Source organism: Rhizobium sp. USDA 3886 (assembly GCF_056279785.1).
In genome coordinates, this window is record NZ_JBWCDC010000001.1 from 3,829,458 (window position 1) to 3,853,600 (window position 24,143).

The window sequence follows — 24,143 nt, forward strand, 5'->3', positions numbered from 1 at the left end:
CCTTTACGACACTTTTGCAAAGGCGACGACGGCTTTGAGCCCCTTGCCGCGGGCCGCTGGCGAGAGCGTGAGCATCGCATTGAAAAGATTGGCGATTTCTTCAACGATGGGGAGGCCGAGGCCGGCGCCTGGCGCATCGGAGTTGCCGCCGCGTGAAAAGCGGCGGCGCACGGCTTCGAGCTTCTCCGGCGGAATACCGGGACCATTGTCCTCAACCTCGAGGCGCACGGCATCGCCATCCTGCGCGATCCGCACGGTGACCTCGGCACCCTTGCCGGAATATGCGATAGCGTTTCCCGCGAGATTGCGCAGCAATTCGCCGATCAGCAGGGGTTCGGCGCGGATCATCGCAGGACCTTCACCTTCGAACCCCAGGTCGATACCGGCTTCGGCGGCAGCGGGGATCAATTCGCCCGTGATGTCCTGGGCGATGGTGGCGATGTCGATCTTCGAGGCTGCCAGAGCCTCCTTGGCCGTTGCGGCGTCGATCTTTGCCATCAGCAGCAGCTGGGCGAGGATGCGTTCGGCATGCGCGACGGCCTGGTCGCCCTTCAGGGCCGCATCCTGCGCTTCAGGCAGCGTTGCGGCGCGGGCGGAAAGCGCGAGCTGGGTCCGGATGATGGCAAGCGGCGTGCGCAATTGATGGCTGGCATTGCCGGTAAAATTCCGGAGGGCGTCAAGGGCGGACTGCAGGCGCACCATGAAGCTGTTCACCGTATCCACCAGAGGCTGCACCTCGCTCGGCACCGATTGCTCGATCGGATGCAAGTCGTCCGGGCTGCGCTCGCCGATCGCATCGCGAAGTTTGTAGAGCGGGCGGAGCGCGACCGAGACCGAGATCCAGACAATCACGGCCGCACCGGCGATCATGAAGGCGAGGCGGACAGCCGAACGAAGAAGGATGGCACGTGCGAGATGGCGCCGGGCGATCGTCGTTTCCGCGACGGTGACGACGAAGGGAACGGAGCGGATACCGGTCGAGGCGGAGCGCTCCAGCGTGGCGACGCGGATCGGTTCGCCGCGGAAAATATCGTCTGCGAAGACGGCCGCGTCGCCTTTGGTTTCCTTGAGAACCGGAAGCTCCTGATAGCCGGTGATGAACATTCCGGGCGGGCCATCGACGCGGTAGAACACCCGATCCTGCGCAGCAGACGTAAGCATCTCCAGTGCGACATAGGGGATATCGACTTCCAGCGTACCGTCCTCCGCCACGACGACGCGCTCGGCAATGGCAAGCGCCGAACCGGCAAGCACACGGTCGGACACGATGTTCGAGGTCTCGACCGCCTCCCGGTATGTGTCGGCAAGCGCTAGCGTGCCGATGACGGCGGTGGAGATCAGCAGCCAGAAAAGCAACCGGCGCCTCAGCGAATAGGCGGCTTTCATGAGGCCTCGTGAAGCTTGTCGAGATAGTAGCCGATGCCGCGTGCGGTCTTCACGGTCAATCCATGCGGCGCAAGGCGCTTGCGCAACCGGCTGACATATTGCTCGATCGCGTTGGCGGAAATGTCATCGTCGAAGGCCGTCAGCGACTGGGTGATTGCCTCCTTGGACACGACCTTGCCGGCACGCATGAAGAGGATTTCAAGCAGTCCGACTTCGCGAGCGGGAATATCAAGCTGCATGTTTCCGGCCGAAAAAGTTCGGGATTTGAGGTCGAAAGAGACGCAGCCATACATCACCGTCGCTGAGTGCAGGCCCGCCTGGCGCCGGAGCAGCACGCGGACACGCGCTTCGAATTCGGCAATGTCGAAGGGCTTGATGAGGTAATCGTCGGCGCCGAGATCGAGGCCCCTGACCCGCTCCTCCGGCGCTCCGCGTGCGGTCAGGATCAGGACCGCCGCCTGGTTCTGCCGGGCGCGCATGCTGCGCAGGACGTCCAGCCCGTCCATCTCCGGCAGGTTGAGGTCGAGGATCACGAGATCGAAATTTTCCGCCGCGATGACCGCATTGGCGGATGCGCCGTCATGGACGACGTCGACGGCATGCCCCGTACCGCGCAAGATCGCAGACAGGCCGTCGGCCAGCGCGATGTTGTCTTCGGTGAGCAGGATGCGCAACAGTGTTTCCCCAATGTTCTGCGAGAGATTATCAGGTATGGGGAATGGATGTCATAGTGAAATTGTGTGGGGTGATGGTTGGGTGCGGAGCCCCTGGCCGGCTACACAGTACACCGCTCCCTACCCCCCTCGATCCGTTCGCGCTCCTTCATCGCCTCCGCCAGCAGTTTGCGAAAGCGGGGGTCGTCGCGCAGATTGTCCAGGTCCGAATCGTGGGTGAACCACTTGATATGGTAAACCGAGCTGCGCGGCAGCAACTGCTCCAGGATATCGATCGCCTTGTCCACGTTTCCCAGCACAGCATGGACGCAGGCGAGGTTGTACTGGGCGACGATGTCGTCGGGATCGATGGCGATGGCCCGTGCTGCCCAGTCGCAGGCGCGCACTGCATCGCCGAGATGGGCAAGCGCCAGCGCGCCGCGATGAGCCGGGCCTGAATTTTCCGGGTTGAGGTTGAGCGCCCGTTCGGCCCGCTGGAGGCCGAGGCGGGCCCAGTTTTCCTTATCCAGCGTCCGGCCGAGGGATAGATAGGCGGACATCAGGTGGATGGGAGAGACGTAGTCATCCGGCCGGATTTCGGCGGCGCGGGTAAAGTATTGCACTGCCTCGGCGAAATTGCCACGCATGAAGAAGAAGCGGGCATAGTGGAAATTCGCTTCGTAGAGATTGGGGTCGAGGGCAAGCGCGCGCTCGAAAGCGGCCATGGCCTTGTCGTCCTCGCCGTTCTGGTGGAGCGCCAGACCGCGGGAGGCATGGGCCTCGGCAAGGTCCGGATCGATCTCCAGGGCGCGGGCACTCATTTCGAGAATGCCTTTCAAAGGCACATCCGCCGGCGCCCAATCGCGGATTGCCGCGTCGCAATCGGCGATGCCAGCATAGGCCCGGCCGTAGTCCGGGTCGAGTTCGACCGCCTTGAGGAACATACGGCGCGCAAGCTGCAGGTAGGATTTCGTCCAGGTATGGGAAAGCTGGCGGCCGCGCAGATAATAGGTATAGGCCTCGACATTGGCGGTCGGCTCGACGGCAATCGCCTTTCTCTCCTCCGGCAGCAGGCGCACCTTCAACTGGCTGACGATGGCATGGGTGATCTCATCCTGAATGGCGAAGATGTCGGTCAGGTCGCGATCGTAGCGTTCGGCCCAGAGATGGTCGCCGTTCATCGTGTCGATCAAATGGCTCGAGATACGCACGCGCTTGCCGGCGATGCGAACGCTGCCTTCGAGCATATAGCGAACGCCGAGTTCCTGAGCGACCTGCTTCACCTTTACCGACGCGCCCTTGTAAGTGAAGACGGTGTTGCGTGGAACGACGTGCAGACTGGAGATCTTGGAGAGGTCTGTGATGATGTCTTCGGTTATCCCGTCCGAAAAATAGTCTTGATCGGCGTCACCGCTCATGTTCGTGAAGGGCAGGACGGCGACGAAGCAGGTATTGCGGTTCTGTGCCACGAAGCGCGCCGAAGTCGGCGCGTTGAAGGCGACCGTGTAGACCGGGACGGCCTGCCTGATATTTTTGAACACGTGTTCACCTAAAAAGTCGAAGCCGAGATTGAGGCGGGAGCCCACCTGATCGCGAACGATGGAGGAAACGGCGATGCCGCCCGGAGACGCGACGCGCTCCAGCCGCGCCGCCAGATTGACACCGTCGCCGAAGACATCGCCATCCTCGACGATGACATCGCCGAGATTGATGCCGATGCGGAACTCCACGCGCTCCTCCTTCGGTACGTCCTCGTTGCGAACGGCCATGCTGCGCTGGATCTCGGCGGCGCAGGCGACCGCGTTCACCACGCTCTGGAACTCGGCGAAGATGCCGTCGCCAGTAAGTTTGAAGATGCGGCCCTTGTAGTGTGAGATTCGAATATCGATCAGTTCGCAGCGGTGGCGATTCAGCGCCTGCAACGTGCCGGATTCATCGATACCCATCAGCCGGCTGAAGCCGACGACATCGACGGCGAGAATAGCACTCAGTCGCCGTTCCATGACTCTCTCCATGGATTCTCTCATGTCACTCTCGCTTTTCCAGATTTTGACCGCGCAAAGCCATCCCCCTGCAAGAAGCGTCTTGCGATATCGGCGTGCTTCGCGGCTGGTTGAACCTATTATGTTGTGGCCACGCATCAATACACCGTTCGGGCGAAGATTGCGCCAAACGCTAATCCTTTAGGATTGGTTGGCGGCGCAACCGGCCAAAAGCATATTCTTGAGGCAGTGCCTCGATTCGCGACACGAGCCGATCCGCGACTCAACGGCACTGTCTTAAAATTCCTGATTCGGTCGGCTGCTTGTGCCCTTGCGGCCCCTGATGCATTGTTGGGCGCATGAGGATCCGTTTCATTCTGCTTTTGTGTCTTACACCGCACCTCGCGCTTGCGGATCAGGCCTTTTATCCCGCGAAATCCGGCAAGGCGGATGCACGGGTGCTGACGGTCTATTCCTCGCTCGACGAGCCGCTGGCCCAGCCGATGATCCATGGCTTTCAGAAGGCCAATCCGGATGTCGCCGTGCGTTACGAAGACATGCTGACGGGCGAGATCTACGACCGGATCGTGCGGGAGACGGATGCCGGGAAGAAAACGGCGGATTTTGCCTTTTCGTCGGCGATGGACCTGCAGGTGAAGCTCTCCAACGACGGCTACGCGCAGGTCAGCAATCTGCCGATGAGCGGGCAATGGCCGAAATGGGCAAACTGGCGGAACACCGCCTATGCGCTCACTTTCGAGCCGGCCGTTTTTGTCTATCACAAGCCGAGCTTCACGCATGAGCCGGTACCAAGTTCACGGGCGGAATTCGTCGATTATCTGAAGCGCAAGGGCAACGCGGTCTACGGCCGGATCGGCACCTATGACATCGAACGCTCCGGCGTCGGCTTTCTTTTCATGGCGCGCGATCAGGAGCAGTTCGGGGACATCTGGTCAGTGATCCGGGCCATGGGAGCTGCTGGCGTCAAGCTTTATTCGACGAGCTCGGCGATCCTGGAGCGGGTCGCCGACGGGCGCTTCGTGCTCGGTTACAACATCCTCGGCTCCTATGCGGCGGACTGGGCGTCCCGGCACCCCGATGTCGGCATCGTGCTGCCGAAAGACTATACCGTCGTAATGTCGCGGATCGGCCTGGTGCCGCAGGCCGCTGCCGAGCCGGAACTCGGGCGGCAATATCTCACCTTCTTCATGTCGAAGGAGGGGCAGACGATCATGGCCCGGGAGCTCCAGATTCCCGCTGTCAGCCCGGAGGTCGCGGGCGAGAATACGGCCAATACCCTGCAGGAACTCCTCGGCGCCCAGCTCCGGCCCGTTCCGGTCAGCCCCGGGCTGATGGTCTATCTCGACCAGGTCAAACGCGCGCGGCTGATCGCCCATTGGAACGAGGTGCTGCGGACGCAGTAGATGATGGCGGCGTTCGCATTCCCGTCCTTTGCTAAAGCGGATTTGAGGTGTGTGCCGCTGGCGTGACCGAGCGCCCCATGCTCGAATTACGGCAAAAAAGTGTCACCGGCGCTGGATATCCTGGTAATGTCAGCTAAATGACAGCTTGATGTGGTGCGGTTCTGGCACTTCTCTCCGTGGAGGCGGAGGGCAGACGTTTCGGGAGGAGTTTCCGTCGCTATTGCGGACCATCAAGTCCGCTGCCCGGCATTGCTTCCCGATTCCCTTGAGAACAATACGCGGCGCTCACCGCGATCACGGAGGACACATCGTGAAGCATACTTTCCTTGCTACGCTTTTCGCAGCGGCTATCGCGCTGCCGGCCTATTCGGCCGACTACACCATCATGGCGCCTGCCGCACCTGGCGGCGGCTGGGACCAGACGGCCCGTTCGCTGCAGACGGTCATGCAGAAGGAAGGCATCTCCGGCAATGTTCAGGTTCAGAACGTTCCGGGCGCCGGCGGCACCATCGGTCTGGCGCAGTTCGCCAGCCAGAACAGCGGCAATCCGAACGCCCTGATCGTTGGCGGCTATGTCATGGTCGGTGCGATCCTGACCAACCAATCGCCTGTCACGCTGAAGGACGTCACGCCGATCGCTCGCCTGACCGGTGAGTATGAGGCCATTGTCGTTCCGGCGTCGTCCGACATCAAGACGATGGGCGATCTCGTTGCCAAGCTGAAGGCTGATCCGGGTTCGGTGTCCTGGGGTGGCGGTTCGGCCGGCGGTACCGACCACATCGCGGTCGGTCTCATCGCGAAGGCCTCCGGCGTCGATCCGACGACGATCAACTATGTCGCCTTCTCGGGCGGCGGCGAGGCGCTTGCCGCTATCCTCGGCGGACAGGTGACGGCCGGGATTTCAGGCTATGGCGAATTCGAATCGCAGGTAAAGGCCGGGCAGCTCCGCCTGCTCGCCGTCTCGAGCGATCAGCGCATTGAGGGCGTCGACGCCCCGACGCTGAAAGAATCTGGCGTCGATGTCAGCGTGCAGAACTGGCGCATGGTCGCCGCCGCTCCCGGCCTGACGCCTGAGCAGACGGCTGCTGTGACTGCTGATTTTGACAAACTTTCCAAGTCGGCAGGCTGGCAGGAAATCCTGAAGACGAAGGGCTGGGCCGACACATACCTCGCCGGCGATGCCTTCAAGGTGCAGCTCGAGAAGGACGTTTCGGCTACCGAGAGCATCCTCAAAGAGATCGGGCTTGTTAAATGAGCAGGGGCAACGCACCCTTGGCAACGAAGCGCCGCCCGGATTGGGCGGCGCTGATCATTGCCATCTGTCTTTTCGTCGTTGCGGCCGTCATGCTTTGGGACGCCACGCATATGAGAGCGATCGCGCAATATGCCCGCATCGGGCCGGCCACCGCGCCCAAGGTCGTGGCGTTCGGGTTGATTGGCCTCGGCATCTGGACTGTCTTTGAGGCGTTGCGCGGAGATTTTTCCGAGCGCGAACGCCAGGAAGTCGCTCCCGTCATCTGGATCGTTGCCGGTCTTGCGGCACAAATGCTGCTTCTGAAAACGGCCGGCTTCTCGATTGCCACCGGCATTCTCTTTGCGTTCACGGCACGCGGCTTCGGGCGCCGCAAGCTCTGGCTTTCGATTCCCTTCGGCATCGTCTTCAGCTTCATCGTCTGGGCCATCTTCTCGCAACTACTGCAGCTCACCTTGCCTGCCGGGCCGCTCGAAAGACTCTTCTTCTAGGATTGGATGCGATGAGCACCTTTGAATTCCTCTTCCAGGGTATACTGGTCGCCATGCAGCCGATGAACCTGCTTTACGCATTCGTCGGTGTTACGCTTGGAACGGCTGTCGGCGTTCTGCCAGGCATTGGGCCTGCGCTGACGGTTGCCCTTCTCCTGCCTGTCACCTACCGGCTCGATCCGGCCGGCTCGCTGATCATGTTTGCCGGTATCTACTACGGCGGCATGTATGGTGGCTCGACGACCTCCATTCTGTTGAATACGCCGGGCGAGAGCGCCTCGATCGTCACTGCGCTTGAAGGTAATAAAATGGCACGCGCGGGCCGCGGTGGTCCGGCGCTGGCGACAGCGGCAATCGGTTCGTTCGTGGCCGGCCTCATCGCCACGCTGGGGCTTGCTTTCGTCGCGCCTTATATCGTCAAACTGGCGCTGATCTTCGGCCCGCGCGAATATTTCGCCCTGATGGTACTCGCTTTTGTGACCGTTTCGTCGGCCTTCGGGGACTCAGCGCTGCGCGGCTTGACCTCCCTCTTCATAGGCTTTGTCCTTGCCATGGTCGGTATCGACCAGCAAACGGGTCAGGCACGGCTTTCGTTCGGCATTCCCGATCTCCTTGACGGTGTCGAAGTGACGACGCTTGCGGTTGCCATGTTTGCGATCGGAGAAACGCTTTACATCGCCGCCCAAGGCAATCGCGGCGAGGAAAAGGTGGAAGCCGTCCGGGGCTCGCTGTGGATGACGGCGCAGGATTGGTCCCGTTCTTGGAAACCCTGGTTGCGCGGCACGCTGATCGGCTTCCCGATCGGCGCCATGCCGGCCGGTGGTGCCGAGATAGGCACGTTCCTTTCTTATGCGACCGAGAAACGTCTTGCGAAGAATCCCGAAGAATTCGGTCAAGGCGCGATTGAAGGTGTTGCAGGTCCGGAAGCGGCAAACAATGCGTCGGCGGCTGGCACCCTTGTGCCGCTCCTGACGCTCGGCCTGCCGACGACGGCAACGGCGGCGATCATGCTCGCCGGCTTTCAGCAGTACGGGCTGCAGCCTGGGCCGCTGCTGTTTGCGTCCAATCCGCAGCTTGTCTGGGGGCTGATCGCCAGCCTTTTGATCGCCAATGCCATGCTGCTCGTGCTCAACCTGCCGATGATCGGCCTATGGGTGCGTTTGCTGACGATTCCGAAGCCCTGGCTTTACGCCGGCATCCTGCTGTTTGCGACGCTCGGCACGATCGGCGCCAATCCGTCGGTGTTCGAACTCGGCATGCTGCTCGCCTTCGGTATTCTCGGCTATATCATGCGGCTCTTCGGCTATCCGATCGCGCCTGCGGTCGTCGGCCTCATCCTCGGGCCGCTGGCCGAACAGCAGTTGCGGCGGGCACTCGCCATCAGCCAGGGCGACGTGACGACGCTTGTCATGTCGCCGATTGCAGCCGGGCTGCTGATCGTTGCGGCTGCGGCCTTTATCATTCCGCTGATCTTGAGAATACGCGGCCGCGGCGAAGTTCTTTCGCAACTTGCTGCAAGCGAAGACTAAAAGAAAAATACTGCTCGAACCCCTGCCTTGCGGCCGGCCATGAAACATGGGCCGGCTGCTTGTTTTTGCATGGCAGGCCTGAATTCCCGTCACTTGTGGAGAATGCTGCGGCGCATCATATGTGAGCAGTCAATAATGAAGCTAAGTGAGAAAAATAAATGTCCTCCTACAGCAAGTCCATTCGGGAAGGTTTCTTCGGCCGTGCCTTCGCTGTGATCGGCGCCGCAAATGCCGTAAGCGCAGCTTTCGAAGCTGGTCGCCGTCCGAAGGGTCGGGACCTCAAGGTTCTCGGTATCGCGCCGGACGCCTTCGACCATATCGGCCGTTAATCTGCCGATATATTACGCATGAAACAGCCCGCAACCGGTTGGTCGCGGGCTTTATTTTTGCCCCGGACAAGCCGCAACGCATGTAGCGTGCGGCTTTGCTTGCATCAGGCCTTCAGCCGCTCGCGGGCAGGTGAATGGGCTTCGGCTTGCGCCTTCGCTTCTGCTTCCGCTTGGGTTTTCTTGCCTTTCCGCTTGTTGTGGCGGATCGAAGACCAGAGCGAGACTCCGATGAGCGCTGCACCGGCGAGACCGGTGACGACTTCCGGAATGTGGAAGAGGGTCTGGACGTACATTATGATCGCAAGGATCAGGATCGCGTAGAATGCGCCATGCTCCAGGTAGCGGTAATGCGTCAGCGTCCCCTTTTCGACGAGCATGATCGTCATCGAGCGTACATACATTGCGCCGACGCCCAGACCGATGGCGATGATGAAAAGGTTTTGCGTCAGGGCGAAAGCGCCGATGACGCCGTCGAACGAGAAGCTTGCATCCAGCACCTCGAGATAGATGAATGCGCCGAGGCCGCCGCGTGCCGCCTCTGACATGGCCCTTTGCGAGGCGTCCAGTAGCGCGCCAATCACTTCGACGACCAAGAATGTGACAAGACCGTAGATCGCGCTGTAGACGAACGTCGTCGATTCTTCGCCCTCAAGCAGTGAAGCGAAAGTGAGAATCAGCAGGAGAACGAAGGCGATCTCGATGCCCTTGATCGTTGCGCCACGCGACATCAGTTTCTCGAGAGAGACGATCCAATGGACGTCCTTTTCATGGTCGAAGAAGTAAGTAAGGCCGACCATCAGAAGAAAGGTCCCGCCGAAGGCTGCGATCGGCAGATGGGCCTCGTTCATGATGCGTGCATATTCGGCCGGTTGCCGCGCTGCGAGGAGCACGGCGTCGATCGGGCCGATATTTGCGGCAATCGCCACGATTGCCAGCGGAAAGACGATGCGCATGCCGAAGACGGCAATGATGATGCCCCAGGTCAAGAACCGGTGCTGCCAGGCTGGCGTCATTTCATTGAGCTTGTTGGCATTGACGATCGCGTTGTCGAAGGAGAGGGAAATCTCCAGCACTGCCAGAACCGCGCAGATGAAGAAGATCGTCGCCATGCCGCTGATCGTGCCGGTGGACTGCCAGCCCAGCAAAGCGCCGAGCGCCAGGCCAAATGCCGTCATGATGAAAGCCCAGCGGAAATAGCCAAGCGTGGGTTTATGGCTGATGGATTGCTTCATGGCCGCACTCCTTTGGTGCGGACATCGTTTTTGAAGGATGATGTGATTGAAAAGCGCGGCATATCGCAAGGGATATGCGCGTGAGGAATTGTGAGCTTTTTCATCGAATGAAAATCCGCCGGCTATTTGCAGGCGGTACCGACATCACGAGAGCGCCGTAAAAACTCTCGCCAGAGGGGCCCGGCACCAGTGTTTGTCCTGCAGCCGATGCTTCTGCACGGGGGGCAACCATGCGCATCATTTTGGCTGCAGACAGCCTTCTAGGTAGTTAACCTGCGGCGGCAGTCAAGGCGGCCGCAGTACGCGCCGGAGCTTTTCTTTGGAACCATGCAGCCGCCCGCCCGTTAGGCTCTGGTTGAGGCAATGGAACTCCATTGCCGGCGCGATAAAAAGGAGGGACAACGATGCAGGCTTCGACTCATTCTCCCGACAAGCGGGCGGAAGCGGCTGACCGCATGAAGCGGGCAAAGCCAAACCGCATGCAGAAGGTGCAGGTGCTGCCGCCGCACCATGTCGATCTGACGCTGCCGCAGACGCCGATGGACGACATTCATTTTCCGGCTCATGTCACCGGCGCTGATCTTTCAAAAGGCGGTCCCGACACTGCAGCGTCCAAAGGCCGCAAACAGCGCCGCTAGATTTTTTCAGACGGCGCGGGAACCGGCGTCGGGGTTTTTGCATTTAAAGCCCGGACAAAAATGTGAGGACCACATGACGACTGATCTCGTGCCGCAGGACATCTATTTGAAACACGAAAGCGAATGGCAGGCTCTCAAGGAAGCCTTCGGGAACGGCATCGATATCCAGAAGCGCAAAACGGCACTCGGGAATATCACTGGCTGTGGGACGAACGTGCCTCCCGAGAACGACAGGTCAACAGGGCAGCCCGCTAATTCTGATCGCAATTAAAAGGAAGCGCTTGCATGCCTGGCGTTTTCTATGAGTCGGCCTCGTCCTCCGGCGGCAGATTTTTTCCGGAATCGCGTTCCAGGCGCTGCTCCATTTTACCCAGAGCAAACAGGACGCAGACTGCAGCCGCCGTCGCGAAGAAGGCGACCGGCCAGTAACCGAAGCCAACGGCAAGGCCGATCGCGCCTGAGAGCCACATGCCAGCTCCGGTCGTCAGTCCTTTCACCCTACCTCTCGAAAAAACGATCATGCCTGCGGCCAGAAATGCGACGCCCGCCGTCACGGCCTCGATGACGCGCAGCGGATCGATGCGGACCTGCTGGTCGTCGGCAAAGCTCGGCACCTGCACGGCTTCGATGGAAATGATCCCGAAGAGCGCTGCAGCAAGGCTCACCAGAATATGAGTGCGGAGGCCCGCAGGATGGTCGCGCACCTCGCGTTCGAAACCGATGACGCCGCCGAGGACGATCGCGCCGATGAGCCGCGCAAAGATGACCGAATAATGAATACCGGTTTCGGGGAGCATATCGGCAAAAATGACGTCCATGACGGGAACTCTTCCGGTGAAAACATCTCCGCGAGCTAACGTCCTGCGTGGCTCTTTGTTCGCCGGGAGGACTGTGAGCGCTCATGCCAACCTTTCGGAAAGGATTGGGAGGCGATAATCGGCCATCACGGGATTCGGACCAGATGGCTAGAACTGCACCTCGCGGCCGCCGCCGCAAATCATCCGCAAAATCGAAGGGCAGGGGGCAGGGCGGAGCCTTGCCCTGGCTCTTCGCAGGCGCCGTTGCCGTAAGCGGCATTGCTCTTTACGACAACTGGAAGAGCGTGCGGCCGTTCCTTGCCTCACGGGCGCTGGATACAGCTGCGATTACCGCTGCAATCAAGCCAGATGCGCCCAAAGCGGCTGTCGCCAAGAGTGTGCCGAGGCAGGCCGCTGTTTCGCAGCCGCAGCGCCCCGTGCCGCCTGCCGCCGTTCCGGTTCCTGCCGCGCAGCCTGTGAAGCTGTCCTCGACGGCCGCATCACCCGCCAGTTCGGAAAACGCCCGCGCTGCCTTCGGCTATTGCGGGCAGGGCGAGCATATGAACTGCGTCGGAGACGGCGGGACTTTTTGGTATAAGGGTGAAAAGATCCTGATCGCGGATATGGCCGTGCCGGACGTCGGCGCCGCGCGTTGCGAAGGAGAGCGGAGGATCGGCTTTGCCGCAAAATCGAGGCTGCTCAAATTTCTGAATGCCGGGCCCTTCGTCATGAACGCTGCCGGCAAGCCGGTCGGTGCCGGTGCGCCGCACGTGATTTCGCGCGGCGGCCGTTCCTTGGGCACTCAACTGATTAACGAGGGACTTGCCCGCAAGCCAGGCGCTGTCGGTGGGTGGTGCACCTGAGGTCTATTTCTGCTTCGGAGCCTTACCGCTGGTGCGGAAGCTGCCGGTGAAGGCCGTATCCTTGCTCTCGGCGGTGCATTCGATCACGATAGGCTTGCCGCCGTAAGGATTGCCGAAGGTGCAGGTGCCTGCCACCTTGACCTGGCCTGTCATTTTCTCGCCGGCGCCCGTCGTTACCATCTTGAGCGGAATGCGGGCATTGCCGTTGGATGCCGGCTTGATCGCGGTGCCATCGCCTTGAAAGCCAAGCATCTTGCCGCCTGACGTGAAGATGAAGGTCACTTGACCGTTCGGCAGTCCCACGCTGGCGAGTTCGCCCTTGCAGCCCTTCGTTGCATCCACTTTGCCAACGACGAGTTTTGCGCATTTGCCCGCGAGTGTCGAAACGCCGGCACCTGGAAAATTCTGGGAGGCGGCGCTGGCGCCGGAGGCGAAAGCTGCGGCGGAAAGCGCCGCGGCTGCAATCACTATCAGTCTCATCTGTTCAGGATTCCTGTCATGCTGGTTTGCCGGACGGGCGTCGCATGTTTCTGTGTCCGAAATTTGCCGCACTCAAAGAAAACGGGCCGCTGCAGGGATAGCGGCCCGTTCCGGGAAGCGTGGCCGTCAACAACAACGGCCGGCCTCAGTCTTCCGTCTTGCTTGAGCGGGGCTGAATAGGTCTTCGCCTGTTCAATGGCGCCGGTTGGCGTCCTCGACGGACCAGCCGAAGCGCCATGCTTCATAGCGGGCGTACCACACCTCAAGCTCCGTGACGTCGCGGATCGGCATCAGTTCCGGCCGCGACATGGGGTTGTCGCTCAAAGTGTAGCCAAGGACCCGGTCGCGGATTCCGCGCTCCTGCATGTCGAGCAGTTCTTCGATTTCCATCGCTTGCCCCCAACCGCCGGCCCCTCAGCCAGCCTGCCTAGGCAAACATTTCTCCTTGCTAATGTCCAGAGGGCCGGTGTCGATTCCCGCTATTCACAGGATTAGCTCAAATGGAGCAATACCTTCGTCACGGTCATGGAACCCTCCTTCTTCCGGCTTATAAGCCCCCGCGGGAACAGGAGAGACTCTCCAAAATGTGTTGTAAAAATATCGTTAAAATGCTCTGTCACAAGTTTTTGTTCATCTCCCGTTCAGAAAACGGTTTGGGAAAGCTCCGATATGGGTCAAGCTGTTCCTTGTGAATAAGGAGATACTGAATGATTCGATTGACCGCGGTGCTGACGCTGTTCTCAGTCTATGCGTTCACGATGTTCTTCATCGCAGCCATCCCTGAGACGCCGAACCTGCAAACCGCAGCAACTCTATCTGAAGACGCCACGCTTACGAAGTAAAAGTACTTGTTGGGGTTTTGGCTGGCTTGTCAGCCGTGTTGAGCGAGAGCGCAGTTCTGCGCTGTGAGGCGCGATTGGTCGCTTCCTGGAAGATAACTCGCCTATCACCGGCTTGCCGAAATCCCTTTCTAGCGTGGAACAACGCTTTGACCGCTCAATATGGGGAAGATCCGGCTTCATGGACCAAGACGGTCTTTGCAGATCTGCTCAACGAGCGCCTGCAAGTCCTTCACGCGCGCGACGAGCCATTGCAGCTCTTCACTGCTGATCGTGTATTTCGAGGAGTACCGCGCTTCGACGTAGGCGCGAGACAAAAGCTCAAAGCAGCGGCGGGCAAAACGGGTATCGCGCGGCCACGCGGCGACCAGTCGGGCATCGGCGCTTTCGGCTTGCGAGCGCAGCACCTTGATGCGGTGAGACTTCGGGCTGTGGAGAGCCAGAGTGAGTAAAACAGTATGATAGAGCCGCTCGACCGCCTGATGTAAATTAAACGCAGCCTCCTTCAAATTTCCTCTCTCTATGAGGAAACCTGCGGATGCGCTGAATGCATCCGCGCTTGGAAACCACTGATCGAAATACCGCTGTGCCTCAGCCCTTGCCTCCTCCGGTGTCAGCGCCTTCGCCTGGGCGAGGGGATGGCCGGGCTCCTCGTAGAGCACGATGCCGTCTTTGGCGATGTCGGTAAAGAACGGCCGGCCACGCGCCAGTTGGTCGTTGACGTCTGCCAGGCAGTGCACGATCGGGATTACGGGCGTTTCGATCCGGTGGCTGATCTGTTCCTGCAACAACCGTTCCTCCAGCGCCTCCCACAGCTCATGCTCCTCGGCAAAGCTCTTGGTGTTGACGACGATGAGAAGGTCATAGTCGGAACGATAGCCGCTTGAGCGATCCTCGACCCAGTCGCCGCGGGCGTACGAGCCGTAGAGCACCACCTTGAGCACTTTGCCGGCCGCCTTCCTGCCGGACAGCTTGGTGGCGCGGAACTGCTCGACCTCGAAAAACAGGATCTGCAGAACCCGGGCAAGCTCTCGGCGCTTCTTGTCGGGCAGGTGGTCGAGATGGTCTGTCAGGGTCACGGCCGCGTCAAAGCCTTCGGTGGGAATCGTATCCATCGTAACGGCTCATCGGTTGTTGCGCATATAAACTCTTTACGAGAGACGCGCATTAAATGCAACCGATAGCTATTTGTTCTGGCGGCAAATCAGCAACATTGCATGCTGCTGGCGCGGTGGCGATAACCCTCTCGTGTATTGATGTCGGCTTCGTTCCCGGCCGTACAGGTGGGTTCTGGCCGCTCCGGTCTATTGGGTCGCTGATAGTGAGCGCCACTGGCAAGCGCCCACTGCAGTAATCCAGCCTCGCTTTCCTCCGGGCAAGTGCTTTGAAGAACTTGAGGATGGCTTCTTGTCGGTCTTTCGGAAGCTCCGAAAACGGCACTGGATGATAGTCTTTCAAGGTTTGCTGAATCTGGGAGGAGCACTATGTAAAAAGGGCCTCTCGATTTCTCGAAAGGCCCTGAATTTTAAGCGATCTGAATGGTGGGCGTGACAAGGATCGAACTTGTGACCCCTACGATGTCAACGTAGTGCTCTCCCGCTGAGCTACACGCCCATCCGATGGCGGCGCATAGATCACAAAACCTTGGGAGCCGTCAATAGGCTTTTTTGAAGTTTTGTGACGCGCCGGTCGCAAGCCTTATGCGGCAAGCATTTTGTTTACTTCATCAACGAGATCGCGAAGATGGAAGGGCTTGGAAAGCACCTTTGCATCCTTCGGCGCCTTCGAATCGGGATTGAGCGCGACGGCTGCAAAACCGGTTATGAACATAACCTTGAGGTCCGGGTCGAGTTCGGTCGCCCGGCGCGCGAGCTCGATGCCATCCATCTCCGGCATGACGATATCGGTCAGGAGCAGGGAGAAGGGCTCTTCACGGAGCCTGTCATAGGCGCTTGCGCCGTTGTCGTAGGACAGGACCTTGTAACCGGCCTTTTCGAGCGCCTTCACGAGGAAGCGGCGCATGTCGTTGTCGTCTTCGGCGAGCAGTATCTTCTGAGTCATTATCCAGACCGATTGTGAATAGGTTTTGGTGGGAGGTGCCAGCTATTTACACTAGACTTTAGCCGGTAAACAACCGGTGAATTGCCTACCCCAGGCTGTCATCCCCGCTACATAGTATGGACTTGAGGTGAGGCAACTGGCAACATGGGCGAAGCAGCCGTCCTGTGACATGGTTAAGAGGGAAAAAGGTGCCGGAAATTCGCGAATACGAGCTTTTTGAGATCCGTGAGCCCGTGTCGCAGACCATTCCCTTCGTTTATAATTCCCCCCACAGCGGCCGTATTTATCCACCGGAATTTATCGCCCAGTCGCGGCTCGAGGGCATTTCCATCCGCCGGTCGGAGGATCACTATGTCGACGAGCTCTTTTCCGCCGCCAGTCGGCTCGGCGCGCCTTTGCTTCTCGCCAATTTCCCGCGCGCCTATCTGGATGTGAACCGCGAACCCTACGAACTCGATCCGCGCATGTTCGATGGGCTGTTGCCGCCTTACGCGAACATCAATTCGCTGCGTGTTGCAGGCGGGCTCGGGACCATTCCGCGCATCGTTGCCGAGAATATGGAAATCTATGCCCGTCGGCTGCCGGTGCAGGAAGGGCTCGATCGGGTCGAGAGTATCTACAAACCCTATCACGCCGCGCTGCGTCGCCTGATTGCGCGCACCCACGTGCAGTTCGGCTTCGGCGTGCTGATCGATTGCCACTCCATGCCGGGCAATGTGCGTGTCGCAGGCAGCAATACGCGGCCCGACTTCATCATCGGCGACCGGTATGGCACCAGCGCATCGGCCGAGCTTTCGCGTATGGCAATCAGTATTCTCGAGGAGATGGGTTTCACCGCCATCCGCAACAAGCCTTATGCCGGCGGCTTCATCACCGAACACTACGGTCGGCCGGCGCGAGGGTTGCACGCCCTGCAGATCGAGGTGAATCGGGCGATCTACGTGGACGAAGTGACCCTGGAAAAGCACACGGATTTTCCGCTGATCGTCAACGCCGTAACGGGTTTCATGCGGCAGATGGCGAGCTACGTGGAACAATTCTCGATCGATACGGCGCTTGCTGCCGAATAAGCTCCTAGACAGTCGCTCAAAAAAGAACCGCGCTGTTCAGCGCGGCTAAGTCTAGGGAGGAAACACCCAAGGAGGGTATTTACAGTCAGAAGACTGTATGAAGACGCTACTGCTGCGCTGCACAATTGTCAATCATTATTTTGCAATGCAAAATCTTTAGGCAGCTATCGAGAAAATGCCTGAAACGTTTGCATTCGAGCGCAATTCCGCTAAGAAATGCGCGCCACACGGCCCAGAAAAACGGATTGCCCATGCTCCCTGACCGCACGTTCTTCAATCGCCTGGCGGAAGCCGCCAAGGCTGAAACGCTGCCGCGATTCCGGTCCGGCCTCGATGTCACAAACAAGCTTTCGAGCGGTTTCGATCCCGTTACCGAGGGCGATAAGGCAGCGGAAGCTGCAATCCGCAAGCTGATTGAAGAGCGTTTTCCTGATCATGGCATTCTCGGCGAGGAACATGGCAACGTCGGGCTGGATCGCGACTATGTCTGGGTCATCGACCCGATCGACGGCACGCGGGCCTTCATTTCCGGCGTGCCGGTCTGGGGAACGCTGATCGGGCTGCAGAAGAACGGCCGGGCGATCATGGGTATGATCGAGCAACCCTTCACTGGTGAGCGCTATTTTGCGGATCAGAACGGCTCGATCTATTCCGGGCCGGAGGGCGAACGGCGCTTGAAGACACGCGATTGCGGCATGCTTTCGAAGGCGATCCTCTTCACCACGTCGCCGCATCTCTTCACCGGCTTCGAAATGGAGAAATATCGTGAGATCGAAAGCCAGGTCCGGCTTTTCCGCTACGGAACGGATTGCTATGCCTATGCACTGCTGGCGGCCGGCCATGTCGATCTGGTGATCGAAAACGGCCTCAAGCCCTACGATGTCGGCGGGATCATTCCGGTGATCGAAAATGCCGGCGGCATCATCACGACTTGGGAGGGCGGGCGGCCGGAAAACGGTGGCTCGATCATCGCTGCCGGCAGCCGTGCTGTTTACGACCAGGCACTTGCGATCCTGCAGCGCTAAGCTACCGTCCGCTCAGACACCGATCCCCTCGACCTCTTTCCTGGCCTCGGCGTCGCTACCGGGGATAAACGCATGGAACGCTGCGAGTGCTGCGGCGCGATAGGAATCGCGCTCCTGAAAAATCTCATGCCGCGCGCCATTGATGGGCACGAGCTGGCCGGCACGGAAATAGCGGGAGAGCCGTTCCTGCGCGATATAAGGCACGACGCCGTCGCGGGTCGGGGCAATGACGATCGTTGGGATGGTGATCGAAAAGAGATGGCTCGGCATTAGAACCCTGTCGATCGCCTTGAAGGATTCGTGCAACCAGCGTGCTGTGGGCGGGCCGAGTGTCAGTTCCGGGTGCTCCTTCATCATAGCGACGTTCCGTTCGAAACGCACTTCGTCCGATGTCAGCGGATTGTCCTGAAAAGGCAGTTCCCGGAGTTTGCGGCTTAGCGGCAGCGAGCCGAGCCCGAGCGCGCAAGCCGTGGCGGCGAGGCGGCGGATGGTCGAGGCTGACGCCGCCTGGCCGATCAGGCCGATGAAGGGCGCGGAAAGCACCATGCGTTCGATGCGCGTCGTCAGATAGGGTGCTGCCGAAAGCGCAATCAGGCCGCCGGTCGAATGGCCGAGCAGATAGAATGGCAGGCGGGTGTCGGGCAGCACCACCTTCTCCAAAAAGGTGTCGAGGTCCCGTTCATAGTCGGAAAAGCGCCGCACATGGCCATGCTGCCGCTTCTTGATGAGCCGTGGCGAACCGCCCTGACCGCGAAGATCGAAGATCGCAACCCAGAGGCCCTTTGCCGTCAGATCGCGGATCGTCTCGAAATATTTCTCGATATATTCATTGCGCCCCTGGAGAATGACGACCGTGCCTTTCGCAACGGAGGTATCGGACCGGAATACCGCATAGCGCAGCTTCCAGCCGTCATGCGTCTCGAAATAGCCCTCTGTGCGGCTTGCCGGAACCGGATTGTCAGGTGTGGAGATGAGGACGCTGTCCATAAGCCGCTGCTTTCGATGCCGCCTTGAATGTAGGGGATAATGCACGGAGATGGAAAATCAACTCTTAAGCTGGAGCAAGAAAAAGAGACCGGCGGGGCGATCTGAGGGGATGCCCGGCGCCGGCCGCAAATCGGACTGAAGAAGAAGGGACGATGCACTTCAGCCATCGGGCCAGTTTGATTACCCGACGATACAATGTTTACAGAAGTGCGGCTGAACGCATGCCGAACCGCGCGTTCATGCCCTGTTCACCTGGCTTCAAACGGGGGCTTGAACTGCGGAAAGTCGATCACCATCTCAATTCTGCGGGTGCCAAAAGGGGTCCGCTGAACCGTCCCGAAGCTGCCGAATATGGGGTTTCAGGGGCATCTATCGCAACACGTCGCTTCCTCAGGAGGACATCATGCGTCACGTCGACTTTTCTCCACTCTATCGCTCGACCGTCGGTTTCGACCGTCTCTTCACCATGCTTGATAGCTTGTCTCAGCCGGATCAGGGCAATACCTATCCGCCCTACAATATCGAGCGAACCGGTGAAAACACCTATCGCATCACCATGGCGGTTGCCGGTTTCGATGAAAGCGAAATCTCCATCGAGGCTCAAGCTCACACGCTGACCGTCAAGGGCGGAAAGAGCGAAGAGAATGCGGAGGGCAGCGAGTTCCTCTATCGCGGCATCGCCAAGCGCGCCTTCGAGCGCCGCTTCCAACTTGCCGACCATGTCGAGGTAACCGCTGCTTCGCTGAAGAACGGCCTGCTCCATATCGACCTTCTTCGCAGCATCCCGGAAGCCATGAAGCCGCGCAAGATCGCGATTGCCGCAGAGCCGGTAAGCGCGCCGAAGGCTATCGAGGCCCAGGTCGCCCACTAACCGATCCCTCCCAGGATAGGAAAAGGCAGGCGGCGCTCCGTTGGGGCGCCGCTTTTTTGTTACCTGCGGATCAGGCCGGGCTTGCAGCCTCTTCGGCTTCCTCTTCCGTTATCCGGTGCGCGGCCGCTGCGGCATATTTCTGCGCGATCACGGCGCAGACCATCAACTGAATCTGATGGAAGAGCATCAGCGGCAGGACGATTGCGCCGATCGACTGGCCGGCGAAGATGACGCTTGCCATCGGCACGCCGCTTGCCAAACTCTTCTTCGAGCCGCAGAAAGTGATGGTGATCTCGTCGGCCTTGTTGAAGCCGAGAAAGCGGCTGCCGTGCATCGTGAGCATCAGGACGATCGCAAGCAGCAGCATGTCGAGCACGACGACGACGGCGATGTCTCTTACCGAGAAGGTGTGCCACAGTCCCTCGACCACTGCGGTGCTGAAAGCGAGATAGACGACCATCAGGATCGAACCGCGATCCACCGGCATCAGGACCTTTTTCTTCGCGCGGATCCAGTTGCCGATCCAAGGCTGCAGGATCTGGCCGGCCACGAAGGGCGCAAGCAGTTGCAGCAGGATCTGCTCCAGCGCATCCCAGGAAAAGCCGCCATGGCCACCAACGGAAAAGAGCAGGCCGACGAGCAGCGGCGTCAGGAACATGCCGAAGATGTTGGAAGCAGAGGCCGAGCAGATGGCCGCCGGCACATTGCCAGCTGCCATCGAGGTGAAGGCAATCGAAGACTGCACCGTGGATGGCAGGACGCACAGGAAAAGAATGCCGAGATAAAGCGGCCGCGGCAAGATCGAATCCGGGATCAGGCTAAGCCCCATGCCGAGCAGCGGGAAGATGGCGAAGGTTGTCAACAGAATGACGAGGTGCAGCCGCCAGTGCAAGAGGCCCGCAATGACGACGTCACTGGAGAGCCGTGCGCCATGCAGGAAGAAGAGCAGAGCGATGGCAAGATTAGTGGCGACGCCAAAATAATCCGCGAAAGTGCCGCTTGCCGGAAGCAGCGAGGCAAGAATGACAGTACAGACGAGCAGGATCGTGAAGGTATCGGGCAAGAAGCGGCGCATGATGCTTTCTCGGCATTTTCAGAAGCTCGTTGCTTTGTCGCTAATTATGATTCAGGATGCAAGGAATAACAGTTATCGCGAACTGGGATTTCCGTGCTTGATTTGACGCAATTGCGCAGTTTTGTTGCCGTCGAGCAGATGGGCAGTTTCACGCTCGCGGCCGAGCGGCTGGGTCTTGGGCAATCGACCGTCAGCCAGCATATCCAGCGGCTGGAGACTTCCCTCGGGCGAAAACTGCTGGCTCGCGATACCCACAAGGTCGTACTCACCGGAGATGGGGAAGCGCTGCTTTCGCATGCGCGCATGATGCTTTCGATCGAGGCACAGGTTCAATCGCTTTTCAAGGATAGCAGCCTGCGTGGCCGGCTCCGCCTCGGTGTCTCGGAAGATTTCGTGACAAGCCAGCTTCCGGCCGTGTTGGAGGATTTCGTGCGGTCGCATCCGTCGGTTGATCTGGAATTGACGGTAGCGCTCTCTGGAGCGCTCTACGAGATGCAGGACAATGGCGAGATCGATCTGGTGCTCGCCAAGCGCCGGCTCGGCGATACCCGCGGCACGCTTGTCTATCGCGAGCCGCTCGTCTGGCTGGCGCGCGATCCGGACCATGTGTTTGCGCAGGGACCGCTGCCGCTGATTGCCTTCCCGCCGCCGAGCGTGACGCGCAGCATTGCGCTCGAGGCCCTCAGCCGGGTGCAGGTGCCTTGGCGGATCGTCTGCACCTGCGGCAGCCTCAGTGGCTTGACAGCCGCGGCGCGGGCTGGAATGGGCGTGCTGGTGCAGCCGCGCAGCATGGCTCCCTCTGGATTGAAAGAGATTGGTGCGGCAAGGCTGCCGCTGCTGGAGGATGTGGAATTCGTGCTGGTGCCGCGCAAAGGGGCCGATCAGGCGCTGGTGTCGGCGCTTTCGGAGGATATTCTTGGGAAGGTGCGGGGCCTGCGATCAGCCGCATAGAAATAGAAACCCGCTTGGTGGCGGGTTCCGGTTGCTTGCCGATCAATAAGGCGAAACGCACTGCCGGCGCGGGCCATAGTACGGCTGGAACGTATTATCCCATGCCCTATAGGAGCGATATCGGCTGTAGCACCAGCGCGTATGACCGTTGCCGCCATAGGCATAGGAGGACGGGGGGCCATAGTAGCGTGGCTGAGCCAATGCGCCTCCGATGATCGCACCGAGCGCCAATCCGCCAATAATGGCCGCGGCGTCGTTGTTACGATGCCGGCGGTAGTAGCGGCGGCCGTAATAGCCGTCATAGTTCCGATAGCGATAGCCACCATAATTTCGGTAGCCACCGTAATTCCTATAGCGGGTGTAGCCGCCGTAATTCCTATAGCCCGGATAATAGCGGCGTCCATTCCATCGGCGGATGATCAGGCGGCGGTCTTGAACCTGCTCTATGTTCGAAACCACCTTCGGTTTTTCGAAATTGACAACCGGAAATGCTTCGGCAGGTGGAATACCGGCAAAAGCCGTCACAAGTGACATGAGCGCGACTGCTAACTTTTTCATGGCTCTTCACCTTTCGCTCATAAACGAGAAACCCTCCTTAAAGTTCCAGTCGATGGAAGATTTGCAGCATTTCGCCCGCAAAAGTTAATCGGCTGCTTACCGTTTTAAGCCCCTCTCAACCCTTTCGCTTAGCTGTTTGGTGAGATTCCGACTCCTAGTTTGGGAACCGGTAACGGTCGTCGCTCGGGGCAAGGGAGGACAGACCGATGATGTATGGCGCACTATTCGTATCCGGGCTGGTGGCCTGTGTAATGATGATCCTTGTGATCGGGCACGAAGCGGAAAAGGCGGCTCGCGGTGCCCCGCAATCCGCCGTCTACGGCCATCAGAACTAAATGGAATCGGCCTTTATGCCGCCAGGCATTTCAGGAAGCCGTCGACATCGGCTTCCGTCGTGGCGAAGCTGGTGACGAGGCGGATCAACGTCTCGTTGCCGCCGACGAGTTCCGGGGTTGCGGCTGGAACCGGCCACTCGTAGAACTTTGCACCCCTTCCCTCGGCGATCTTCGCCGCCGCCGTCGTGACGACGGCGAAGACTTCGTTCGTGGCGGTGGGCCATGCGAGTCTCGCCGAATTGCTGGCGCCGATGCCTACGCGAAGACTGTCCGCCATGCGGTTCGCATGGCGGGCGAGATCGAGCCAGAGATCGTTCTCGAAATAGGCGTCGAACTGGGCGGCGATGAAGCGCGACTTGGAGAAGAGCTGCGCGGCACGCTTGCGGATGAAGGGCATCTCTCTGGCCTGATCCGGATTGAAGAAGACGATCGCCTCCGCGCACCAGCAGCCGTTCTTGGTGCCGCCGAAGGAAAGCATGTCCACGCCGCGTTTCCAGGTCATTTCGGCAGGCGTTGCGCCAAGCGCCACGAGTGCGTTGGCAAAACGTGCGCCATCCATATGAAGGGCTAGGTTGCGCTTCCTTGCGATGCCGGAAATCTCACCGATTTCCGGCAGCGAATAGACGGTACCGATCTCGGTGGCCTGGGTAATAGTGACGGCACTCGCGCGGCCGTGATGCACGTCATCCTCAGGGAAGCTTGCGATCTTTGCCGAAAGCTTTGCCGGATCGATCTTGCCGGACTCTCCGGGCACAGCGACAAGGCGGGCGGAACCTGAAAAAAATTCCGGTGCGCCGCATTCATCCTCAATGACATGGGCCTCCGAATGGCAGAAGGCGACGCCGCCGGGGCGTTGGACGCTCGCAAGAGAAAGGGAGTTCGCAGCCGTACCCGTCGCGACAAAGAAGACAGCGACTTCGCGCTCGAAGACTTCGCAAAAGCGCACCTCGACTTTTTTATCGAGATTGCTGGTGCCGTATGCGGAAGCGAAACCGGCGGATTCGGCGAGCAGGCGTTGGGCAATGGATTCATGGGCGCCAGCCCAGTTGTCGGAAGAAAAAAACATGAAGAACCGTCGGGGAAAATGTGGGGTTGGCGAGTTCGGCCGGGACATTACGCCAAAGCTTCACGGGATCAAACATCTGCCTCGCAATGCATCACAAAAATTGAACTCCGCAATCAATAAACAAAATAGTACGGCAATATGTAATTTAATTTCGTCATTCCCATTAATTCGGCAATCTTCAGTCCCAAATTGACGATTTTTTAATCGCGCGCTCTTGCGGAGCGCATAGGTTTCTGGCATAGAACTGAT

The 24,143-nt window shown here is 59.5% G+C and carries 26 protein-coding genes and 1 tRNA gene; 13 read left to right on the plus strand and 14 right to left on the minus strand.

The annotated features are described in order from the left end of the window. Positions 1 to 3: 3 nt before the first annotated feature. From ACZ9BX_RS19160 to ACZ9BX_RS19170, 3 genes are all read right to left on the minus strand, one after another. The gene (locus ACZ9BX_RS19160) at positions 4 to 1,386 is read right to left on the minus strand and encodes a sensor histidine kinase N-terminal domain-containing protein (protein WP_476219619.1); all 1,383 of its coding nucleotides are present in this window, start codon (positions 1,384 to 1,386) and stop codon (positions 4 to 6) included. Next, the gene (locus ACZ9BX_RS19165; RefSeq protein ID WP_086995236.1) at positions 1,383 to 2,060 is read right to left on the minus strand and encodes a response regulator; all 678 of its coding nucleotides are present in this window, start codon (positions 2,058 to 2,060) and stop codon (positions 1,383 to 1,385) included. The genes ACZ9BX_RS19160 and ACZ9BX_RS19165 overlap by 4 nt, the downstream gene beginning before the upstream one ends. A 101-nt stretch (positions 2,061 to 2,161) precedes the next feature. Continuing rightward, entirely contained in the window at positions 2,162 to 4,042 is a 1,881-nt protein-coding gene (locus ACZ9BX_RS19170; protein ID WP_476219622.1) for a TPR end-of-group domain-containing protein, read from the minus strand. 338 nt (positions 4,043 to 4,380) lie between these two features. Between ACZ9BX_RS19170 and ACZ9BX_RS19175 the strand changes: the two genes are divergently transcribed. The 5 genes from ACZ9BX_RS19175 to ACZ9BX_RS19195 all read left to right on the plus strand — a co-directional run bounded on the left by ACZ9BX_RS19175 (position 4,381) and on the right by ACZ9BX_RS19195 (position 9,046). After that, entirely contained in the window at positions 4,381 to 5,445 is a 1,065-nt protein-coding gene (locus ACZ9BX_RS19175; RefSeq protein ID WP_476219623.1) for an ABC transporter substrate-binding protein, read from the plus strand. Between the two features lie 310 nt (positions 5,446 to 5,755). Beyond that, positions 5,756 to 6,700 (plus strand): Bug family tripartite tricarboxylate transporter substrate binding protein, encoded by a 945-nt coding sequence (locus tag ACZ9BX_RS19180; RefSeq protein WP_476219625.1) that lies wholly within the window; start codon positions 5,756 to 5,758, stop codon positions 6,698 to 6,700. Then, positions 6,697 to 7,188: a tripartite tricarboxylate transporter TctB family protein gene (locus tag ACZ9BX_RS19185; RefSeq protein WP_027508011.1), complete on the plus strand. Its 492-nt coding sequence runs from the start codon at positions 6,697 to 6,699 to the stop codon at positions 7,186 to 7,188. Before ACZ9BX_RS19180 ends, ACZ9BX_RS19185 begins: the two co-directional genes overlap by 4 nt. An 11-nt stretch (positions 7,189 to 7,199) precedes the next feature. After that, positions 7,200 to 8,717 carry a tripartite tricarboxylate transporter permease gene (locus tag ACZ9BX_RS19190; protein WP_476219628.1) on the plus strand — a complete coding sequence of 506 codons (1,518 nt, stop codon included), beginning with the start codon at positions 7,200 to 7,202 and terminating at the stop codon, positions 8,715 to 8,717. A 158-nt stretch (positions 8,718 to 8,875) separates the two neighbouring features. Further along, positions 8,876 to 9,046 (plus strand): hypothetical protein, encoded by a 171-nt coding sequence (locus tag ACZ9BX_RS19195; RefSeq protein WP_086995223.1) that lies wholly within the window; start codon positions 8,876 to 8,878, stop codon positions 9,044 to 9,046. 104 nt (positions 9,047 to 9,150) lie between these two features. On the opposite strand, the gene ACZ9BX_RS19200 is transcribed toward ACZ9BX_RS19195, so the two are convergent. Beyond that, positions 9,151 to 10,278, minus strand: coding sequence for a DUF475 domain-containing protein (locus ACZ9BX_RS19200; protein WP_476219630.1), 1,128 nt, complete (start codon positions 10,276 to 10,278; stop codon positions 9,151 to 9,153). Between the two features lie 404 nt (positions 10,279 to 10,682). Between ACZ9BX_RS19200 and ACZ9BX_RS19205 the strand changes: the two genes are divergently transcribed. Next, positions 10,683 to 10,916: a hypothetical protein gene (locus ACZ9BX_RS19205; RefSeq protein WP_027508014.1), complete on the plus strand. Its 234-nt coding sequence runs from the start codon at positions 10,683 to 10,685 to the stop codon at positions 10,914 to 10,916. 73 nt (positions 10,917 to 10,989) lie between these two features. Next, a complete protein-coding gene (locus ACZ9BX_RS19210; RefSeq protein ID WP_476219632.1) occupies positions 10,990 to 11,187 on the plus strand; it encodes a hypothetical protein in 198 nt (65 codons plus the stop codon). 28 nt (positions 11,188 to 11,215) lie between these two features. On the opposite strand, the gene ACZ9BX_RS19215 is transcribed toward ACZ9BX_RS19210, so the two are convergent. Beyond that, positions 11,216 to 11,734 carry an MgtC/SapB family protein gene (locus tag ACZ9BX_RS19215; protein ID WP_476219634.1) on the minus strand — a complete coding sequence of 173 codons (519 nt, stop codon included), beginning with the start codon at positions 11,732 to 11,734 and terminating at the stop codon, positions 11,216 to 11,218. 143 nt (positions 11,735 to 11,877) lie between these two features. Here ACZ9BX_RS19215 and ACZ9BX_RS19220 point away from each other — a divergent pair, with 143 nt between their 5' ends. Continuing rightward, complete coding sequence (locus tag ACZ9BX_RS19220; protein WP_476219636.1) at positions 11,878 to 12,576, plus strand: hypothetical protein; 699 nt, start codon at positions 11,878 to 11,880, stop codon at positions 12,574 to 12,576. A gap of 3 nt (positions 12,577 to 12,579) precedes the next feature. Here the strand turns inward: ACZ9BX_RS19220 and ACZ9BX_RS19225 are convergent, their stop codons facing one another. Together ACZ9BX_RS19225 and ACZ9BX_RS19230 are read right to left on the minus strand one after the other, a co-directional pair. Further along, on the minus strand, positions 12,580 to 13,056 hold the full coding sequence (locus ACZ9BX_RS19225) for a hypothetical protein (protein ID WP_027508018.1): 477 nt from the start codon (positions 13,054 to 13,056) through the stop codon (positions 12,580 to 12,582). Positions 13,057 to 13,248: 192 nt separating this feature from the next. Next, positions 13,249 to 13,446 carry a CrpP-related protein gene (locus tag ACZ9BX_RS19230; protein ID WP_051336431.1) on the minus strand — a complete coding sequence of 66 codons (198 nt, stop codon included), beginning with the start codon at positions 13,444 to 13,446 and terminating at the stop codon, positions 13,249 to 13,251. 317 nt (positions 13,447 to 13,763) lie between these two features. On the opposite strand from ACZ9BX_RS19230, the gene ACZ9BX_RS19235 reads away from it, so the two are divergent. Beyond that, entirely contained in the window at positions 13,764 to 13,898 is a 135-nt protein-coding gene (locus ACZ9BX_RS19235; RefSeq protein WP_022715855.1) for a hypothetical protein, read from the plus strand. A 176-nt stretch (positions 13,899 to 14,074) separates the two neighbouring features. On the opposite strand, the gene ACZ9BX_RS19240 is transcribed toward ACZ9BX_RS19235, so the two are convergent. The 3 genes from ACZ9BX_RS19240 to cpdR1 form a co-directional block, all read right to left on the minus strand. After that, on the minus strand, positions 14,075 to 15,010 hold the full coding sequence (locus tag ACZ9BX_RS19240; RefSeq protein WP_476219639.1) for a HEPN domain-containing protein: 936 nt from the start codon (positions 15,008 to 15,010) through the stop codon (positions 14,075 to 14,077). Between the two features lie 424 nt (positions 15,011 to 15,434). Then, positions 15,435 to 15,509 (minus strand) — tRNA-Val (locus ACZ9BX_RS19245). An 84-nt stretch (positions 15,510 to 15,593) separates the two neighbouring features. Further along, on the minus strand, positions 15,594 to 15,956 hold the full coding sequence (cpdR1, locus tag ACZ9BX_RS19250) for a response regulator CpdR1 (protein ID WP_003542883.1): 363 nt from the start codon (positions 15,954 to 15,956) through the stop codon (positions 15,594 to 15,596). 188 nt (positions 15,957 to 16,144) lie between these two features. Between cpdR1 and ACZ9BX_RS19255 the strand changes: the two genes are divergently transcribed. Then, positions 16,145 to 17,026: an N-formylglutamate amidohydrolase gene (locus tag ACZ9BX_RS19255; RefSeq protein WP_027508020.1), complete on the plus strand. Its 882-nt coding sequence runs from the start codon at positions 16,145 to 16,147 to the stop codon at positions 17,024 to 17,026. Positions 17,027 to 17,277: 251 nt separating this feature from the next. Continuing rightward, on the plus strand, positions 17,278 to 18,051 hold the full coding sequence (gene hisN, locus ACZ9BX_RS19260) for a histidinol-phosphatase (RefSeq protein ID WP_476219641.1): 774 nt from the start codon (positions 17,278 to 17,280) through the stop codon (positions 18,049 to 18,051). A gap of 12 nt (positions 18,052 to 18,063) precedes the next feature. Here the strand turns inward: hisN and ACZ9BX_RS19265 are convergent, their stop codons facing one another. Then, the gene (locus tag ACZ9BX_RS19265; protein WP_476219643.1) at positions 18,064 to 19,038 is read right to left on the minus strand and encodes an alpha/beta fold hydrolase; all 975 of its coding nucleotides are present in this window, start codon (positions 19,036 to 19,038) and stop codon (positions 18,064 to 18,066) included. A 403-nt stretch (positions 19,039 to 19,441) separates the two neighbouring features. Here ACZ9BX_RS19265 and ACZ9BX_RS19270 point away from each other — a divergent pair, with 403 nt between their 5' ends. Continuing rightward, positions 19,442 to 19,909: an Hsp20 family protein gene (locus tag ACZ9BX_RS19270; RefSeq protein WP_476219645.1), complete on the plus strand. Its 468-nt coding sequence runs from the start codon at positions 19,442 to 19,444 to the stop codon at positions 19,907 to 19,909. A gap of 70 nt (positions 19,910 to 19,979) precedes the next feature. Here ACZ9BX_RS19270 and ACZ9BX_RS19275 read toward each other — a convergent pair whose 3' ends face one another. Continuing rightward, a complete protein-coding gene (locus ACZ9BX_RS19275) occupies positions 19,980 to 20,984 on the minus strand; it encodes a bile acid:sodium symporter family protein (RefSeq protein ID WP_027508024.1) in 1,005 nt (334 codons plus the stop codon). Positions 20,985 to 21,077: 93 nt separating this feature from the next. Between ACZ9BX_RS19275 and ACZ9BX_RS19280 the strand changes: the two genes are divergently transcribed. Further along, positions 21,078 to 21,935 carry a LysR substrate-binding domain-containing protein gene (locus ACZ9BX_RS19280; protein WP_476219647.1) on the plus strand — a complete coding sequence of 286 codons (858 nt, stop codon included), beginning with the start codon at positions 21,078 to 21,080 and terminating at the stop codon, positions 21,933 to 21,935. A gap of 42 nt (positions 21,936 to 21,977) precedes the next feature. Here the strand turns inward: ACZ9BX_RS19280 and ACZ9BX_RS19285 are convergent, their stop codons facing one another. Together ACZ9BX_RS19285 and ACZ9BX_RS19290 are read right to left on the minus strand one after the other, a co-directional pair. After that, entirely contained in the window at positions 21,978 to 22,493 is a 516-nt protein-coding gene (locus ACZ9BX_RS19285) for a BA14K family protein (protein WP_476219648.1), read from the minus strand. A 348-nt stretch (positions 22,494 to 22,841) separates the two neighbouring features. Further along, positions 22,842 to 23,894: a threonine aldolase family protein gene (locus ACZ9BX_RS19290; RefSeq protein WP_476219649.1), complete on the minus strand. Its 1,053-nt coding sequence runs from the start codon at positions 23,892 to 23,894 to the stop codon at positions 22,842 to 22,844. Between the last annotated feature and the right edge of the window lie 249 nt (positions 23,895 to 24,143).

What these genes read in the sequence shown, in the direction of transcription:
- ACZ9BX_RS19160 (WP_476219619.1), bottom strand. Translation starts at nt 1,386, where the DNA reads ATGAAAGCCGCCTATTCGCTGAGGCGCCGGTTGCTTTTCTGGCTGCTG.
- ACZ9BX_RS19170 (WP_476219622.1), bottom strand. Translation starts at nt 4,042, where the DNA reads ATGGAACGGCGACTGAGTGCTATTCTCGCCGTCGATGTCGTCGGCTTC.
- ACZ9BX_RS19175 (WP_476219623.1), top strand. Translation starts at nt 4,381, where the DNA reads ATGAGGATCCGTTTCATTCTGCTTTTGTGTCTTACACCGCACCTCGCG.
- ACZ9BX_RS19185 (WP_027508011.1), top strand. Translation starts at nt 6,697, where the DNA reads ATGAGCAGGGGCAACGCACCCTTGGCAACGAAGCGCCGCCCGGATTGG.
- ACZ9BX_RS19190 (WP_476219628.1), top strand. Translation starts at nt 7,200, where the DNA reads ATGAGCACCTTTGAATTCCTCTTCCAGGGTATACTGGTCGCCATGCAG.
- ACZ9BX_RS19195 (WP_086995223.1), top strand. Translation starts at nt 8,876, where the DNA reads ATGTCCTCCTACAGCAAGTCCATTCGGGAAGGTTTCTTCGGCCGTGCC.
- ACZ9BX_RS19200 (WP_476219630.1), bottom strand. Translation starts at nt 10,278, where the DNA reads ATGAAGCAATCCATCAGCCATAAACCCACGCTTGGCTATTTCCGCTGG.
- ACZ9BX_RS19205 (WP_027508014.1), top strand. Translation starts at nt 10,683, where the DNA reads ATGCAGGCTTCGACTCATTCTCCCGACAAGCGGGCGGAAGCGGCTGAC.
- ACZ9BX_RS19210 (WP_476219632.1), top strand. Translation starts at nt 10,990, where the DNA reads ATGACGACTGATCTCGTGCCGCAGGACATCTATTTGAAACACGAAAGC.
- ACZ9BX_RS19215 (WP_476219634.1), bottom strand. Translation starts at nt 11,734, where the DNA reads ATGGACGTCATTTTTGCCGATATGCTCCCCGAAACCGGTATTCATTAT.
- ACZ9BX_RS19220 (WP_476219636.1), top strand. Translation starts at nt 11,878, where the DNA reads ATGGCTAGAACTGCACCTCGCGGCCGCCGCCGCAAATCATCCGCAAAA.
- ACZ9BX_RS19225 (WP_027508018.1), bottom strand. Translation starts at nt 13,056, where the DNA reads ATGAGACTGATAGTGATTGCAGCCGCGGCGCTTTCCGCCGCAGCTTTC.
- ACZ9BX_RS19230 (WP_051336431.1), bottom strand. Translation starts at nt 13,446, where the DNA reads ATGGAAATCGAAGAACTGCTCGACATGCAGGAGCGCGGAATCCGCGAC.
- ACZ9BX_RS19235 (WP_022715855.1), top strand. Translation starts at nt 13,764, where the DNA reads ATGATTCGATTGACCGCGGTGCTGACGCTGTTCTCAGTCTATGCGTTC.
- ACZ9BX_RS19240 (WP_476219639.1), bottom strand. Translation starts at nt 15,010, where the DNA reads ATGGATACGATTCCCACCGAAGGCTTTGACGCGGCCGTGACCCTGACA.
- cpdR1 (WP_003542883.1), bottom strand. Translation starts at nt 15,956, where the DNA reads ATGACTCAGAAGATACTGCTCGCCGAAGACGACAACGACATGCGCCGC.
- hisN (WP_476219641.1), top strand. Translation starts at nt 17,278, where the DNA reads ATGCTCCCTGACCGCACGTTCTTCAATCGCCTGGCGGAAGCCGCCAAG.
- ACZ9BX_RS19265 (WP_476219643.1), bottom strand. Translation starts at nt 19,038, where the DNA reads ATGGACAGCGTCCTCATCTCCACACCTGACAATCCGGTTCCGGCAAGC.
- ACZ9BX_RS19270 (WP_476219645.1), top strand. Translation starts at nt 19,442, where the DNA reads ATGCGTCACGTCGACTTTTCTCCACTCTATCGCTCGACCGTCGGTTTC.
- ACZ9BX_RS19275 (WP_027508024.1), bottom strand. Translation starts at nt 20,984, where the DNA reads ATGCGCCGCTTCTTGCCCGATACCTTCACGATCCTGCTCGTCTGTACT.
- ACZ9BX_RS19285 (WP_476219648.1), bottom strand. Translation starts at nt 22,493, where the DNA reads ATGAAAAAGTTAGCAGTCGCGCTCATGTCACTTGTGACGGCTTTTGCC.
- ACZ9BX_RS19290 (WP_476219649.1), bottom strand. Translation starts at nt 23,894, where the DNA reads ATGTTTTTTTCTTCCGACAACTGGGCTGGCGCCCATGAATCCATTGCC.